The organism is Kushneria sinocarnis (assembly GCF_003633775.1).
GTDB lineage: Bacteria > Pseudomonadota > Gammaproteobacteria > Pseudomonadales > Halomonadaceae > Kushneria > Kushneria sinocarnis.
Genome location: NZ_RBIN01000002.1, coordinates 32,435 through 45,821, shown reverse-complemented (window position 1 = coordinate 45,821; position 13,387 = coordinate 32,435). Strand labels below are relative to the sequence as shown.

The 13,387-nt window shown below is 65.2% G+C and carries 13 protein-coding genes; 9 read left to right on the top strand and 4 right to left on the bottom strand.

Translation table 11 applies throughout. The features are described from left to right. The first annotated feature begins 138 nt into the window (after positions 1 to 138). The 4 genes from C7446_RS02770 (at position 139) to C7446_RS02755 (ending at position 4,973) form a co-directional block, all read left to right on the top strand. Positions 139 to 2,127 carry a (Fe-S)-binding protein gene (locus C7446_RS02770; protein WP_121171099.1) on the top strand — a complete coding sequence of 663 codons (1,989 nt, stop codon included), beginning with the start codon at positions 139 to 141 and terminating at the stop codon, positions 2,125 to 2,127. After that, positions 2,124 to 3,395, top strand: a complete 1,272-nt coding sequence (locus tag C7446_RS02765) for an electron transfer flavoprotein subunit alpha/FixB family protein (RefSeq protein ID WP_121171097.1) — start codon at positions 2,124 to 2,126, stop codon at positions 3,393 to 3,395. The genes C7446_RS02770 and C7446_RS02765 overlap by 4 nt, the downstream gene beginning before the upstream one ends. After that, positions 3,382 to 4,200 carry an electron transfer flavoprotein subunit beta gene (locus C7446_RS02760; RefSeq protein WP_121171095.1) on the top strand — a complete coding sequence of 273 codons (819 nt, stop codon included), beginning with the start codon at positions 3,382 to 3,384 and terminating at the stop codon, positions 4,198 to 4,200. Before C7446_RS02765 ends, C7446_RS02760 begins: the two co-directional genes overlap by 14 nt. Before the next feature lie 173 nt (positions 4,201 to 4,373). Then, entirely contained in the window at positions 4,374 to 4,973 is a 600-nt protein-coding gene (locus tag C7446_RS02755) for an HNH endonuclease (RefSeq protein WP_121171093.1), read from the top strand. 20 nt (positions 4,974 to 4,993) lie between these two features. On the opposite strand, the gene C7446_RS02750 is transcribed toward C7446_RS02755, so the two are convergent. Together C7446_RS02750 and C7446_RS02745 are read right to left on the bottom strand one after the other, a co-directional pair. Continuing rightward, positions 4,994 to 5,638 (bottom strand): transglutaminase-like cysteine peptidase, encoded by a 645-nt coding sequence (locus C7446_RS02750; RefSeq protein ID WP_121171091.1) that lies wholly within the window; start codon positions 5,636 to 5,638, stop codon positions 4,994 to 4,996. Positions 5,639 to 5,719: 81 nt separating this feature from the next. Then, a complete protein-coding gene (locus C7446_RS02745; RefSeq protein WP_121171090.1) occupies positions 5,720 to 6,253 on the bottom strand; it encodes a DUF421 domain-containing protein in 534 nt (177 codons plus the stop codon). 242 nt (positions 6,254 to 6,495) lie between these two features. On the opposite strand from C7446_RS02745, the gene C7446_RS02740 reads away from it, so the two are divergent. Continuing rightward, entirely contained in the window at positions 6,496 to 6,753 is a 258-nt protein-coding gene (locus tag C7446_RS02740) for a hypothetical protein (protein WP_121171088.1), read from the top strand. A 92-nt stretch (positions 6,754 to 6,845) separates the two neighbouring features. On the opposite strand, the gene C7446_RS02735 is transcribed toward C7446_RS02740, so the two are convergent. Beyond that, positions 6,846 to 8,156, bottom strand: coding sequence for an aromatic ring-hydroxylating oxygenase subunit alpha (locus C7446_RS02735; RefSeq protein WP_121171086.1), 1,311 nt, complete (start codon positions 8,154 to 8,156; stop codon positions 6,846 to 6,848). 315 nt (positions 8,157 to 8,471) lie between these two features. Here C7446_RS02735 and C7446_RS02730 point away from each other — a divergent pair, with 315 nt between their 5' ends. From C7446_RS02730 to fdhA, 4 genes are all read left to right on the top strand, one after another. Further along, the gene (locus C7446_RS02730) at positions 8,472 to 9,575 is read left to right on the top strand and encodes an FAD-binding oxidoreductase (RefSeq protein ID WP_121171084.1); all 1,104 of its coding nucleotides are present in this window, start codon (positions 8,472 to 8,474) and stop codon (positions 9,573 to 9,575) included. Positions 9,576 to 9,683: 108 nt separating this feature from the next. Next, positions 9,684 to 10,286, top strand: a complete 603-nt coding sequence (locus C7446_RS02725) for a DNA-3-methyladenine glycosylase I (RefSeq protein WP_121171082.1) — start codon at positions 9,684 to 9,686, stop codon at positions 10,284 to 10,286. Between the two features lie 132 nt (positions 10,287 to 10,418). After that, the gene (locus tag C7446_RS02720; protein ID WP_342768342.1) at positions 10,419 to 11,018 is read left to right on the top strand and encodes a Yip1 family protein; all 600 of its coding nucleotides are present in this window, start codon (positions 10,419 to 10,421) and stop codon (positions 11,016 to 11,018) included. Positions 11,019 to 11,295: 277 nt separating this feature from the next. Beyond that, positions 11,296 to 12,492, top strand: coding sequence for a formaldehyde dehydrogenase, glutathione-independent (fdhA, locus tag C7446_RS02715; protein WP_121171080.1), 1,197 nt, complete (start codon positions 11,296 to 11,298; stop codon positions 12,490 to 12,492). 64 nt (positions 12,493 to 12,556) lie between these two features. Here the strand turns inward: fdhA and C7446_RS02710 are convergent, their stop codons facing one another. After that, entirely contained in the window at positions 12,557 to 13,324 is a 768-nt protein-coding gene (locus C7446_RS02710) for a 2OG-Fe dioxygenase family protein (protein ID WP_121171078.1), read from the bottom strand. Between the last annotated feature and the right edge of the window lie 63 nt (positions 13,325 to 13,387).

Below are 13,387 nucleotides of genomic sequence, written 5' to 3'. Positions count from 1 at the left end.
TCAGGCCGTATCGAAGGCCGGCTCACGATACTCATGGACACAGCCGTCCACTGTGCTCGTTCGCCGGTCTTCGCCTCGCCTGACCTTCGCTGATGAGGCTTTCTCGGCGTAGCACCATGGACCGAGGGAGAAGATGCCATGGACCAACTACTCTCCGTTCTGATTCCGGCCGCGCTGATCGTGGGGGCGCTGGGGGCCTGGCGGCGTGTCCGACTGTGGCGTCAGGGGCGCCCGGCCGCGGTCAATCTGCTGCAGGGCATGCTGCGCATGCCGCGGCGCTATCTGGTCGATCTGCACCACGTGGTGGCGCGTGATCGCTATATTGCCCACACCCATGTTGCCACCGCAGGCGGTTTCGTGGCGGCCATGGCACTGGCGATCGTGGTGCATGTGCTGGGGGTCGAGAACGTTGTAATGGCCGGCCTGCTGGGCCTCGCCGGTCTCACCATGCTGGTGGGCACCCTGTTCGTGGCGCGCCGGCGTCTGGAGCCACCGGCACGGCTGTCGAAGGGGGCCTGGCAGCGTCTGCCGAAAAGCCTGATGGCGTTCTCGCTCGGCATGCTGCTGGTCAGCCTGCCGCTCGGCGGTCTGGTGCCGGAGGGGGCGGCCAGCGTGCTGACGACGCTGGTGCTGGGCGTGCTGGTCGGCTGGGGCCTGCTGGAGCTGGTGGTCGGCATGGGCTGGGGCGGGCCGATGAAGCACGCCTTCGCCGGCGCGGCGCATCTGGCCTTTCACCGGCGTCCGGAACGGTTCAGCGATGTCAGTGGAGAAGGTCGGCATCCCGGCAGCCGCTCCACGGCACTGCTGCCGCTCGATCTGGACAGCGAGCAGGCGCCGGGCAGCGAACAGTCCATGGGGGTGGCCCGGCCCGATGAGTTCGGCTGGCAGCAGCTGCTGGGCTTCGATGCCTGTGTGCAGTGCGGCCGCTGCGAGGCGGCCTGTCCCGCCCATGCGGCCGGACAGCCGCTCAATCCCAAGAAGCTGATCCAGGATATGGTAATCGGCATGGCCGGGGGCAGTGATGCGCACTACGCCGGCACGCCCTATACCGGGCAGACCACCGGCGAGCACGGCGGAGCGCCCGGCGAGCGGATCGTGCCGCAGCTGGTCGAGCCGGAGACACTGTGGTCCTGCACCACCTGCCGCGCCTGCGTCGAGGAGTGCCCGATGATGATCGAGCATGTCGATGCCATCGTCGACATGCGGCGCTTTCTGACCCTGGAGGATGGTGCCACGCCGGAAAAGGGCGCCGTGGCACTGGATAACCTGATTGCCACCGACAACCCCGGCGGGTTCGACAACGCCAGCCGGCTCGACTGGGCCGCCGATCTCGAGCTGCCCCGCATCCGGGAGCGGCCGGAGGGCGTGGATGTGCTGCTGTGGCTGGGGGATGGCGCCTTCGACATGCGCAATCAGCGCACCCTGCGCTCGCTGGTGACCGTGATGCGGGCCGCCGGGGTCGATTTTGCCGTGGTCGGCGAGGAGGAGCGCGACAGCGGCGATCTCGCCCGACGGCTGGGCGATGAGGCCACCTTCCAGCAGCTGGCACGACAGAACATTGCCACGCTGTCGCAGTATCGCTTTGCGCGCATCGTCACCTGTGATCCGCACAGCTTTCATGTGCTCGGCCGCGAATATCCCGATTTCGGTGGACATTACCGGGTGCTGCACCACTCCGGGCTGCTGGCCGAGCTGATCGATGAGCAGCGCCTGCAGCTGGCGCCGGCGGCCAGCGGTTCCTCGCTGACCTGGCACGATCCCTGTTATCTGGGCCGATACAACGGCGAGTTCGAGGCCCCGCGCCGGGTGCTGCGGGCACTGGGCATGGAAGTGCGCGAAATGGCGCGCTCCGGCCACCGTTCGCGCTGCTGCGGCGGCGGCGGTGGCGCGGCGCTGACCGATGTGCCCGGCAAACAGCGCATTTCCGACATGCGCATGGGCGATGCCCGGGATACCGGCGCGGAAGTCGTGGCAGTGGGCTGCCCCCAGTGCACCGCCATGCTGGAGGGGGTGGTCGAGCCCGGCCCGCAGGTGCTGGATCTGGCCGAACTGGTGGCCCGGGCGCTGGTGGTCAGCGAGCACAATTCATCGACACTGCGTGAACCGCAGGAGGAGGTGCCGGCATGAGCAGTGGCATCATCGTACGCCGGGATCCGCGTGCCGAGCGGATCCGGCGCAATCGGCTGCATCCCCGCCATCACGAGTTCTGTCAGCCGGCTGCGCGCTGGATGGGGCCGAACGGGGTCATGCGACGCAACCCCCACACGGTGGCCGCGATCGGCCCGAACGGTCTCAGGCGGCTCGATCGCAGCGGCGCCACGGTTACCGGCGGGCCGTCACTGCGCAGCGTCAACGACGAGAGTCACGAGCAGCGCCGTCAGGTAACCCTCGAGTCGCCGGACTTTCTGGTGGCCGTGGTGCCCGAGTGTCCGGAAGGGCGGCTCTCCTCGCACGATCGTGACCTGTTCGGCCTGGCGCGCCAGCTTGCCGACCGCGATCCGGCCAGCTCCGGTGCGGTAGTGGCGATCACCTTCGATCACAATGCCCCCGAGCTGGCCGATGCCGGTGCCGATCGCTGGCTGGCGTTGGATGATGACAGCTATGCCGGCTACAGCCCGGAGACCCGGCTGACGGCACTGGAAACCGTGGCACGCAGCTGGTCGCCCCGGCACTGGCTGCTACCGGATGGTCCGGCTGTCGGCAGTGACCTGGGGCGGCGGCTGGCGGTACGGCTGGCCGGGCTTCAGCCGGGCAGCGAGGAGGCGCGCGCGGCAGCCCGGGTCTGGCAGGTCGACGGGGATCACTGCATCTGCCGGGGTGGTGGTGAGCATCGGGATATCCATCGGCCGCTGCCGCAGGTGGTGCTGGCACTGGCGGAGTGTGCCGAGCCGGTCAGCGAGACCCGCCACGAAGCGCGTCCGATCACGCTGGACACCGCGCCGGTGCCGTCGATCCGGCGGGTCACCGATCACGGTCGCGTGGCCGTCGATCCGTCGTGCATTGCCCTCGACCAGGCCCCCTTCATTCTGGCCGGTGGCCGGGGGATCGGCGACTGGCCGGGCTTTCACGAAACCGCCCGCCTGCTGGGGGCGGCCGAAGGAGCCTCCCGGGTGGCGGTCGATGACGGCTACATGCCGCGGGCGCGTCAGGTGGGCGCCACGGGGACCTTTGTCACGGCCGGCTGCTATATCGCCGTGGGCATCTCCGGTGCGGTCCAGCACCTGCAGGGGATCGAGCACTGTCAGCGGGTCGTGGCGATCAACAGTGACCCCGGCTGTGACATGGTCAGGCGCGCCGATCTGGCACTGATCGGCAACGGCGATGCGATCCTGGCAGCGGTAGCCGCCCGACTCGAAGCGCGCCAGCATGAGGAGTATCGCCATGACGTCGCCTGAGGTACGCGTACTGGTGTCCAGCGGGCGCCATCCGGTCTCCGGGCGCTCGGGCGCGGCCCGGGAGGATGCCCGGGCGGTGGAGATGGCGCTGGCACTGGCGGGCGAGGGGGTGACGCTGCTGCACGCCGGCGATCCGGCGGATGCCTCGCTGCGCTACTATCTGGGCATGTTTCACGAGGTGCCGGGCCTGCCGAGCGTGGGGCGGGTCGGTCGGCTGGACCTGCTGAGCATGCCGGCGGAGTCGGACGCCACGTCACTGCTGGCCGAACAGCTGCGCCATGCGGGCGCTTCGCTGGTCCTGACCGGCATGCGCTCGGAAATCGGCGAGGGGTCGGGGCTGCTGCCCTATCTGCTGGCCGAACGGCTGGGCTGGAACCTGGTGGCCGGCGTGGCGGCCATCGAGCACTGTGACAGTGAGAGTGCCACCATCCTGCAGGCCCTGCCGCAGGGGCAGCGGCGCCGGTTGAGCGTGCGTCTGCCCTGTATCGCGACCGTGGATCGGGCTGCGCCGGCGCCGCGTCAGAGCGCCCATGGTCCGGCACGTCGCGGGCAGATCCGGGTCATCGAGCCGCAGGAGAGTGCCGGGGTGGCGCTCGATGAACCGCGTGGTCAGTGGCGATTCGAACCGGCCCGGGTACGCCCGAAGCGGCTGAAGGTGGTCAAGGGCGGTTCCGCGCGCGAGCGCATGCGTGCGGCGGCCTCGACCGGCGGCGGCGGTGGCGGTCGCGTGCTGAGCGATCTGGATCCCGAGGCGGCGGCCGATGAGCTGATCCGCTATCTGGAAAGCGAGCGCGTGCTGCAGTGAGCCGCGGTTCGGGCGGCCGGCCCGGCGAGCGGGCCGCGCTCCGTCGAATGGCCGCCATCAGGCGCCATCCGGGGCGTTGATCCGGAAAGGGAAGTTGGCGGGCAGACTTGTCACCAAAGGGACACGCTGGTATAGCATCGTTTCAGCACCGCTTGCTGACATGGGGAGTTCCAATGCGCCAACCCATGGTGTTACGTCTGCACGCTTCCGGTATTCCGATCGACTGGCTGACGCTCGAAGAGGCTGCCGTACTGATGACCCGGCCCTCGGAGGGTGGTCTGGTGTGGTCGGACGGCGAGGGCGCGCACCGTCTGCATGGCGGCACCAGCTCGCTGACCGGCTGCCAGTCCTATATCGACATTCCCGAGGTGATGGGGGTGGCGCCTCCCACTCACGCCATGCTCGCCTTCGAGCATACCGGCTTCAACCGAATGCTGTGCAAGTACCGCGAGGGGCTGCGCTGTGCCTATTGCGGCGATCTGCTCACCCGCCAGGCACTGACCATCGATCATATCCTGCCGCGTTCCCGCGGGGGGCGGCTCTCCATGCTCAATGCCGTGGCCTGCTGCCAGCGCTGCAATAGCCTCAAGGGCAGTCGAACCCCCGAGGAGGCCGGAATGGCGCTGCTGCTCAAGCCGTTCGTGCCGACCATGGCCGAAGTGCTTTACATGACCCGGCCGCGCCACATGACACCGCGGCAGCTGTGGTATCTGAAGGCGCAGTTCCGCAACGCCTCGCTGCGTGACTACCTGAGCGAGGCGCTGGCCGCCTGACCCGCCACGGGCGGTCGGACTCAGTAGTCCAGCAGCCGCTGCATGCGCTCGCTGAGTCTGGCATCTCCCAGCACGACCCGGCTCGGATCGACGGCCTCGAAGGTGCCCTTGCGATAGCGCGCGGCATGCTGCTGATCGAAGGTCACGATGGGGGTCAGGTCGCTGCGTGCGCTGGCGGGCAGAATCAGCGGGGTCAGATTGTCGAGGATCAGATGGCTGCCGTCATCGCGGCGGTAACGCAGCACGGCGTGATAGCTCGGGGTCAGGCGATCGCGGGCAGCCATCAGATCGAGCCGGTCGGCGGCCATGCCGGCCTGAAGCAGGATCTGATACTTGGCCAGCGCAAAATCCTCGCAGTCGCCGGCGTTGTCGCGGGTCAACCGATCGAAGCCCTTCCACTCGTCGCGGCGATCGGGCGTCTGACGGGCAGCGTTGTTGATCACCCGATTGACATAGGCCAGCTGTTCCAGCCCCGAGCGCCTGGCCGCTTCGGCGACGAAGTCGCGGCGGCTCAGGGTGATTGCCGAGGCGCTGTCATCGTCCCAGAAGGTAAAGGCCGCTGCCGGCGCTGCAACCGCCAGGAGCGCGACAAGCAGCAGACCACCCGCAGGAGCGGTCCACCGGCAGGCCGACAGTAACAGTAGCGATTGCAGCAGTCCGCGCATGGCGATTTCCGGCAGGGCACTGAGGCCCAGTCTAGCGGTGCAACGGATGAGCAATGGGGCAAGCAGAGGCCGTTTGCGCCGTCAGTTTGCCCGGTGAGTCGGCTCTTCTGCCTCCTTCAGTGCAGGAGCGGGATGCACGTCATTCAGCGCGGAGTGGGTAGTGCCGGGTCGGGGGATCACGCTGAAACTGCCATCGGTTTCCAGTACCACGGCGGCCACGCTCTCGACATCGGCGATGCCCTTTTCGCGAATGGCGGCCCGGATCTCGGCTTCGACTACCCGCTCGCGGTGCATGACATCATGCCGATACCCGCCGGCCTCGAGCAGCAGGGCGGGTTCGGCCTTGATCAGACGGCGCATCACCGGAGAGCGTACCGAGGTAAAGGTGATGGCGAACTGCAGCAATACCAGCACCACCAGTGCCACGATACTCTGCAGCAGGCTGACGCGCGTGGACATCAGGGCGGTGGCCAGCACCGAGCCGAGTGCGATGGTAACGATGAAATCGAAGGCGTTCCATTTCGACAGGGTGCGCTTGCCCGACAGGCGCAGCACCACGATGAGCGCGACATAGGTAAGAATGCCGACAACGAGGACGTGTCCGACTGGCTGCATGAGAGACTCCGGAATTGAGGCATGGCGTATCAGTGACGTGCTTTCAGCGTAGTGCGCTCGAAGCTTTTGAACACTTCGAAAAAGGGTCGCCAGCCACCGGTTGCGACGGTGAACTGTCCGCCAGCGTCATCATCCTGTCAGGCGATTGTGGCGGTGATGAAAGCCCGTTATCCTGGCAGGACAAGATAATCCGCACCCCGCCGGTGCGAGACCCCCATCCCCGCCATGCTGGAGGGCCTGCCATGATGATCGTCGAACTCATTGATCAGACCGATTTTCGTGAACGTCTGAGTGCGCTGGGCATCGAGATCCATGCGCAGGCCTCACCGGAGTGTGCGGCACGACTGGCAGCCCGCTGTCATCGCGCCCGGGGGGTTGAGGGGCTGGAGGCACTGGTCCGTGAACTGATGGGCAAGCGTGATATTCTGCTGCCCAGTGTGCACGAGGCCATCCGGACCCATCTGCTGCCGGCACTCGAGGTCTCCCCCGAGCACGGCTGAGGCCGGTCATGACCGAATGACACGAAGCGCCCCGGTCACGACGACCGGGGCGCTTTTGTGAGCCGGCGGCCTGTCGCCCGCCGGCGCCGCCATCAGCCCCGCGCCAGCGACAGGGCCGGTTCCTCCGTGACGGGGTCGTCCGCTTCTTCGGTTGCCAGATGGGTGAGCATGCGCTCGCCATACCACTGCAGAAAGTCGATCACGCCGAATTCATAGGTCGGTGAATAGGGTCCGGGGCGGTAGGCCATGGAGTTGATGCCGCGCTGATTCTCTTCGGCCAGACGCCGGTCCTGATCATTGGTGGCATCCCAGACCTCCCGCAGCCGCGCCGGATCATAGTCGACCCCTTCCACGGCATCACCGCGCACGATCCATTTGGTCGTGACCAGGGTGCGCTGGGGGCCCAGCGGCAGCACGCGGAAGGTGATCAGGTGATCGCCGAGGCAGTGGTTCCACGAGTTGGGCAGATGCAGGATGCGCAGCGAGCCGAGATCCGGCGTGGTGAGCTGCCCCATCAGCTTCCGGCAGCCGACCTTGCCATCCATGGTCATCGACACGATGCCCTCGGTCAGCGGGGTGCGGGTAAGACGGTTGCGCCGGTCCAGTCGGGTCAGCTGCCAGGGCACACCACACGCCTCCCAGGTCGCCTGCTGGCGCCTGACCAGATCCCGGTAGGCGTCACTGGCGCGTGGATCATCGGTATCGTCGAACTCCTGCAGCGAGGCCAGCAGCTCCGGATGGGCACCGCTGCAGTGATAGCACTCGCGGTTGTTCTCGATCACCAGTTTCCAGTTGGCTTCCTCGACAATGTCGGATTGCACGGCCACCCGGGCATTGTCCATCTCGTAGGGGGCCATGTAGTGCTCGAGCGTGCTCAGGAAGTCCTCGATCGGGGGCGGGGTGTCGGCCAGACAGACAAACACGAAACCACCGGCTTCACGCACGTGAATCGGCTGCAGGCCATAGGCGCCCAGATCGAAGTCGCCTCCCATGTCCTGACCGGCGAACAGCAGCCGACCGTCCAGTTCATAGGTCCACTGGTGATAGGGGCAGACCAGCTTGGCGACCTTGCCCTTCTCATGCAGGCAGAGCCGTGAGCTGCGATGACGACAGACATTGTGAAAGCCGTGCAGCGCGCCATCGCCGCTGCGCACGATGACAATCGGGTTGTCGCCGATGTCGAGGGTCACGAAGTTGCCCTTCTTCGGCATTTCGCAGCCCATGGCGGCGAACAGCCACTCGCTCCTGAACAGGGTTTCCATTTCCAGTTCGAACACGCGCTGATCGTTGTAGAACGGCTGTTCCAGTGACAGCTGCGGATCGCGCCGGCCGAGCATCTCCCGGACGGCATGACGGGTCTGCTGGCGGACATCATCTTCCGGCAGGCGGACAAGCGAGTGCATGGTAACTCCCTCCCATGGCACGGCAGTAAGAACAGTGATGCGCTCATCGGCATCGATGTGCCTTCCAGTCTGCGCCGGAAAGCCGCCGGCGGGTTGTCCGCTCGCGACGCCATCTGATGTGAAACCGACGCTTTCGAAGGCCATGCCGGGCCCCGCTGGTGGGAACGACTAACTGCATGTCGTGAATGGGAAAGTCATGGCGAACGAGTGGTCCGACAATCGCTTGCATGATCTCCCGTATGGAGATGCTGCCATACCGGCTGTCACGTGAAGCCGGTTCATCCGTATCGCTATCGCGCTGGCAGGGGGACGACCATGTCCGAAGCGTTTCTCAATCCGGTCAACACCCAGACCTGGACCAACGGTCGCCACGAGGTGCGCTGTGTCAAGGTCATCCAGGAGACGCGTGATGTACGCACCTTCTGCTTCATGGCCGAACAGCCGGTAATGTTCTTTTTCAAGCCGGGGCAGTTCGTGACGCTCGAACTCGAGATCGGCGGGCGCCAGATCATGCGCTCCTACACCATCTCCAGTGCTCCCTCGGTGCCCTACAGCTTTTCGATTACCGTCAAGCGGCTTCCCGACGGAGAGGTGTCGAACTGGCTGCATGACAACCTCGGTGAAGGGGATCGCCTGGTGGTGCATGGGCCGGTAGGCAGTTTCAACGCCATCGATCATCCGTCGGAAAAGGTGCTCTACCTCTCCGGCGGTGTCGGCATCACGCCGCTGATGTCGATGACCCGCTGGTTTTTCGATACCAACGCCAATGTCGATATCGCCTTCGTGCACAGTGCCCGGACGCCGGCGGATGTGATCTATGCCCGGGAGCTGGAACACATGGCGTCGCGCATTCCCGAGTTCGATCTGCACATCGTCTGCGAGCGCCGCGAGATCGGTCAGAGCTGGGCGGGTTACCGGGGCTTTCTGACCCAGCAGCTGCTGGAGCTGATTGCTCCGGACTATCTTGAACGCGAAATCTTCTGCTGTGGCCCCGAACCCTACATGGCCGCCGTGCGCAAGATCCTGCAGAGCCAGGGCTTCGACATGGCGCACTACCACGAGGAGTCCTTCGGTGCCACGCCGGAGTCGGTGCGCGAGGATGCGCTGGAGTGGTCGGAGGCGGCCGAGGCGCAGGCCGAGGAGGTCGATCGGGCCGATCTGATTCCGATCGAGTTTGCCGAAAGCGGCCGCAGTATCCGGGTGGGCGAAAACGACACCATCCACTCGGCCGCGGCGCAGCTCGGTCTCCATATTCCCAAGGCCTGTGGCATGGGCATCTGCGGCACCTGTCGGGTCATGAAGCTCGAAGGCGAGGTCGAGATGGAGCACAACGGCGGAATCACCGAGGACGACGAGGCCGAGGGATACATCCTGTCGTGCTGTTCGCGCCCGAAAGGGCGGGTGGTGATCGACTACTGAGTGCGTCATGCCAGACTCGCCCGGGTCAGTGTTGAAGGCATTGGGCGGGCGGCGCCGTTTGCGGCATCATCGGTTATCGTTGTCACGGGCTTGAGGGGAGAGCAGGGCATGGTCACCGACGAGTGCCGCTGTCGCTGGGCGCAGGGCAATGCCCTGCTGGCCGACTACCACGATCGTGAGTGGGGGGTGCCGGAATACGACGACCGGGCGCTGTGGGAAAAACTGATGCTGGACGGTTTCCAGGCCGGGCTGTCGTGGCTGACGGTGCTGCGCAAGCGCGACGCCTTCCGTGAATGCTTTGTCGGCTTCGACCCCGAGCGGGTGGCCCGCTTCGAGGAAGCCGATGTGCTGCGACTGCTTGATGATCCCCGCATCATTCGTTCGCGGGCCAAGATCGAGGCCACCATCGGCAATGCCCGCGCCTGGCTTGACATGCGTGAGCGGGGCGAACCGTTCGGCGCCCTGATGTGGGAGATGGTCGGCCATCGTCCGATCCTGAACGAGGGGCCGGTACCCACCCAGACACCGCTCTCCCGCGATATTTCCCGGATGCTCAAGCAGCGGGGCTTTCGCTTTGTCGGGCCCACCATCGTTTATGCCTGGATGCAGGCCGTGGGCATGGTCAACGATCATGCCGAGCACTGCTGGCGCCGGGCGCCGGTGGCGGCCATGGCAGGACATGGCGAGCTCCCGTCCCGGTTCTCATCGTAAGGTTTGATGGCCTGCAGGCGCTGCTGTTCTATGCTGTTCGGTAGGGTCGCATGACGGTCCAGCCCGGATAACCGAATCGTAACCAGTGCTCGTCTGCGTTGGTGGCCCGCGACAGACGGGAGGAGGCATTACATGATGATGCAACACGTCTGGGGACTTCTTGCCCATCCCGGCCGGGAGTGGCAGCAGATCCGAGGTGAGTCCGAGTCGGAAACGGTGACACAGCACTATGTTCGCCATGTCCTGATTCTGGCCGCGATCCCCGTGGTCTGTTCCTGGATCGGTACCACCCAGTTCGGCTGGAACTTCGGGGAGGGCAGAACCATACCGGTTTCGCCGGTCACGGCGCTCTATCTGGCGGTGGTCTTCTACATCATGCTGCTGGCGGCCGTGGCGCTGATGGGCAGCGTGCTGCACTGGCTGGCTCACCGGTTTCCCAATCGGCCCAGCCGACGGCGCTGCATCATCTTTGCCGGCTATATCGCCACGCCCATGTTCCTGAGCGGCATCGTGGCACTCTATCCGCTGATCTGGCTCTGCCTGCTCGCCGGTACGATCGGCCTGTGCTATACGGGCTGGCTGCTCTATCAGGGTGTTCCCGGCTTCTTCAGCGTCAATGCCCGGGATGCCGGGATCGTGTCCGTATCCACCCTGGGCATCGGGGTGCTGGTGCTCGAGGCCCTGCTGGCCGCCACGGTCGTGCTCTGGGGCTACGGACCGGATCTCTTCTGACAGCCCTGATTCGACAATGCGGTACCACTTTCCGATTTGCGGCCACCCCCGGGTGGCCGCTTCTTTTTCGCGTATTTCATCACTGCTGCGTCATTCACCTGTCCGAAAGCGACAGCTACGACAAATGGCTAGGTTTCTCTTTTGCAAACCGATCGGATACTGATGAGTGGAGCGCCGTGTCGCCTGCCGGACGGGGCAGGCAAGTCCGGGCATCGGCACGCGCTGCTGGCGTATCGGGACCCTATACGCCTGACATTCCAGGAGAGGAGTGAGCCTCATGGCTTCAGCAGACAATCGCGGTGTTGTTTACCGAGGCGCCGGCACGGTGGCGGTCGAAGATATCGCCTTCCCCGAACTGGCTCTGGGTAATCGCAAGTGTGAGCATGGTGTCATTCTCAAGGTGCTGACCACCAATATCTGCGGCAGCGATCAGCATATGGTGCGCGGGCGCACCACGGCGCCGGAGGGGCTCGTGCTGGGCCACGAGATTACCGGGGAGGTCATCGAGTGCGGCCGCGATGTCGAATTCGTCAAGCAGGGCGATATCGTGTCGGTACCCTTCAATGTGGCCTGTGGTCGCTGTCGCAACTGCCGCCGGGGCGATACGCACATCTGTCTCAACGTCAATCCCGAACGCCCCGGGGGCGCCTACGGCTATGTTGACATGGGCGGCTGGGTCGGCGGCCAGGCCGAATATGTCATGGTGCCCTATGCCGATTTTCAGCTGCTGGTCTTTCCCGATAACGACCAGGCGATGGAAAAGATCCTCGATCTGACCATGCTGACGGACATCTTTCCGACCGGCTTTCATGGCTGCGTGACCGCCGGCGTTCAGCCGGGCTCGACCGTCTACATCGCCGGGGCCGGGCCGGTAGGACTGGCGGCGGCCGCTTCCGCCCAGCTGCTGGGCGCAGCCTGCGTCATCGTGGGCGACATGAAGCCGCCACGTCTCGAGCAGGCCCAAAGCTTCGGCTGCGAGACCATCGACCTGCGCCAGGATGCCAGCATGCCGGAGTTGATCGAATCCGTGCTCGGCGTTCCCGAGGTTGATGCAGCGGTGGATGCCGTCGGTTTCGAGGCCAGCTGCCACGGGCACAATCACTCACACGAGCAGCCTGCCACGGTACTCAATGCCACGATGGAGATTACCCAGGCGGGTGGCCGGGTCGGTATCCCGGGACTGTATGTCACCGAGGACCCGGGGGCCTCCAGCGAAGACGCCAGACACGGCAACCTGTCGATGAAGTTCGGGCTCGGCTGGGCCAAGGCCATGTCCTTCCACACGGGGCAGACGCCGGCAATGCGCTATCAGCGGCAGCTGATGCAGGCCATCCTGCATGAAAAGACGCATATCGGGAGTGCCGTGAACGCGACTCCGATCAGCCTCGATGAAGCATCCAGGGGGTATGCCGATTTCGATAGCGGTGTCGCCAGGAAGTTCGTGCTCGATCCGCACGGCGTCTTGAACAGCTGATGCTCTCCGGCGCTTGAACCGGGTCACCGGGCCACTACGGTGGCCCGGTGAGTTCATGACCGGATCAGCTGACTTCGTTGATCACGGCGTAAGGAAAGTGACGCCGCAGCATGCGGTTCTGAAAACCGTCGACGAAGCGGCAGTTGATGATGATGATAAAGCGCTCGAAGGGCTGCTCGGGATCCTCCTGCTCGAGACCGTCGGCACCGTGATAGAGGCAGTCATCGCGCAGGTGCAGGACTTCGCCCGGTTCGAGTACCCGGCGGGTCAGCAGTCGGGTACCACCCTTGTCGGCGTAGAGATAGCTGTCTCCCCCCCGAACATTCTCGCGATTGAGTACCATGATGCTGAGGAACTGGCTGCCATCGGCATGAATGCCCTGTCCCTGCAGCGGATCCAGCTCGCCGGTTCCCTTGACCCCGGTAATCTGCATCAGGATCGGTTCCCGCGCACTGATGCCCCATAGCTCGGTCCATGCCCGGATAAAGGCCTGCACATCCTCGCGCTCGACAAAGGAGCGCTCCAGCGGCGGATAGTAGCGCAGCTTGTCGGCCATGCTGTCGGCATCGTTGAACATGCCGCCCTGTGCCATCGGGCATTCGCCCATCACGGCGATGTCACCCTCATCGGTCAGGTTGAGCCACGCCATGCGCTTCCAGCGGTCCTCGACATAGGGGTCCCGGGGCAGATCGGCAAGATAGCGCTGCCAGGCAGGCAGATCGATGTGATGGCTCACGTCACTGATGCTCCATTTGTGCTCTTGCAGTTCGCGCTCGACGTGAGGTGCCCAGTAGCGATTGCGAGTGGCAGCACTGATATGGGTAACTTGCATGAGACTCTTCCTCTTGATGCTGGTCGCCCCGCAAAGGGGCTGGTTAATGACGGGTCCGTCCGC

Excerpts from the sequence above, each read along its gene's own strand:
- C7446_RS02770 (WP_121171099.1), top strand. The coding sequence starts at position 139 with ATGGACCAACTACTCTCCGTTCTGATTCCGGCCGCGCTGATCGTGGGG.
- C7446_RS02765 (WP_121171097.1), top strand. The coding sequence starts at position 2,124 with ATGAGCAGTGGCATCATCGTACGCCGGGATCCGCGTGCCGAGCGGATC.
- C7446_RS02760 (WP_121171095.1), top strand. The coding sequence starts at position 3,382 with ATGACGTCGCCTGAGGTACGCGTACTGGTGTCCAGCGGGCGCCATCCG.
- C7446_RS02755 (WP_121171093.1), top strand. The coding sequence starts at position 4,374 with ATGCGCCAACCCATGGTGTTACGTCTGCACGCTTCCGGTATTCCGATC.
- C7446_RS02750 (WP_121171091.1), bottom strand. The coding sequence starts at position 5,638 with ATGCGCGGACTGCTGCAATCGCTACTGTTACTGTCGGCCTGCCGGTGG.
- C7446_RS02745 (WP_121171090.1), bottom strand. The coding sequence starts at position 6,253 with ATGCAGCCAGTCGGACACGTCCTCGTTGTCGGCATTCTTACCTATGTC.
- C7446_RS02740 (WP_121171088.1), top strand. The coding sequence starts at position 6,496 with ATGATGATCGTCGAACTCATTGATCAGACCGATTTTCGTGAACGTCTG.
- C7446_RS02735 (WP_121171086.1), bottom strand. The coding sequence starts at position 8,156 with ATGCACTCGCTTGTCCGCCTGCCGGAAGATGATGTCCGCCAGCAGACC.
- C7446_RS02730 (WP_121171084.1), top strand. The coding sequence starts at position 8,472 with ATGTCCGAAGCGTTTCTCAATCCGGTCAACACCCAGACCTGGACCAAC.
- C7446_RS02725 (WP_121171082.1), top strand. The coding sequence starts at position 9,684 with ATGGTCACCGACGAGTGCCGCTGTCGCTGGGCGCAGGGCAATGCCCTG.
- C7446_RS02720 (WP_342768342.1), top strand. The coding sequence starts at position 10,419 with ATGATGATGCAACACGTCTGGGGACTTCTTGCCCATCCCGGCCGGGAG.
- fdhA (WP_121171080.1), top strand. The coding sequence starts at position 11,296 with ATGGCTTCAGCAGACAATCGCGGTGTTGTTTACCGAGGCGCCGGCACG.
- C7446_RS02710 (WP_121171078.1), bottom strand. The coding sequence starts at position 13,324 with ATGCAAGTTACCCATATCAGTGCTGCCACTCGCAATCGCTACTGGGCA.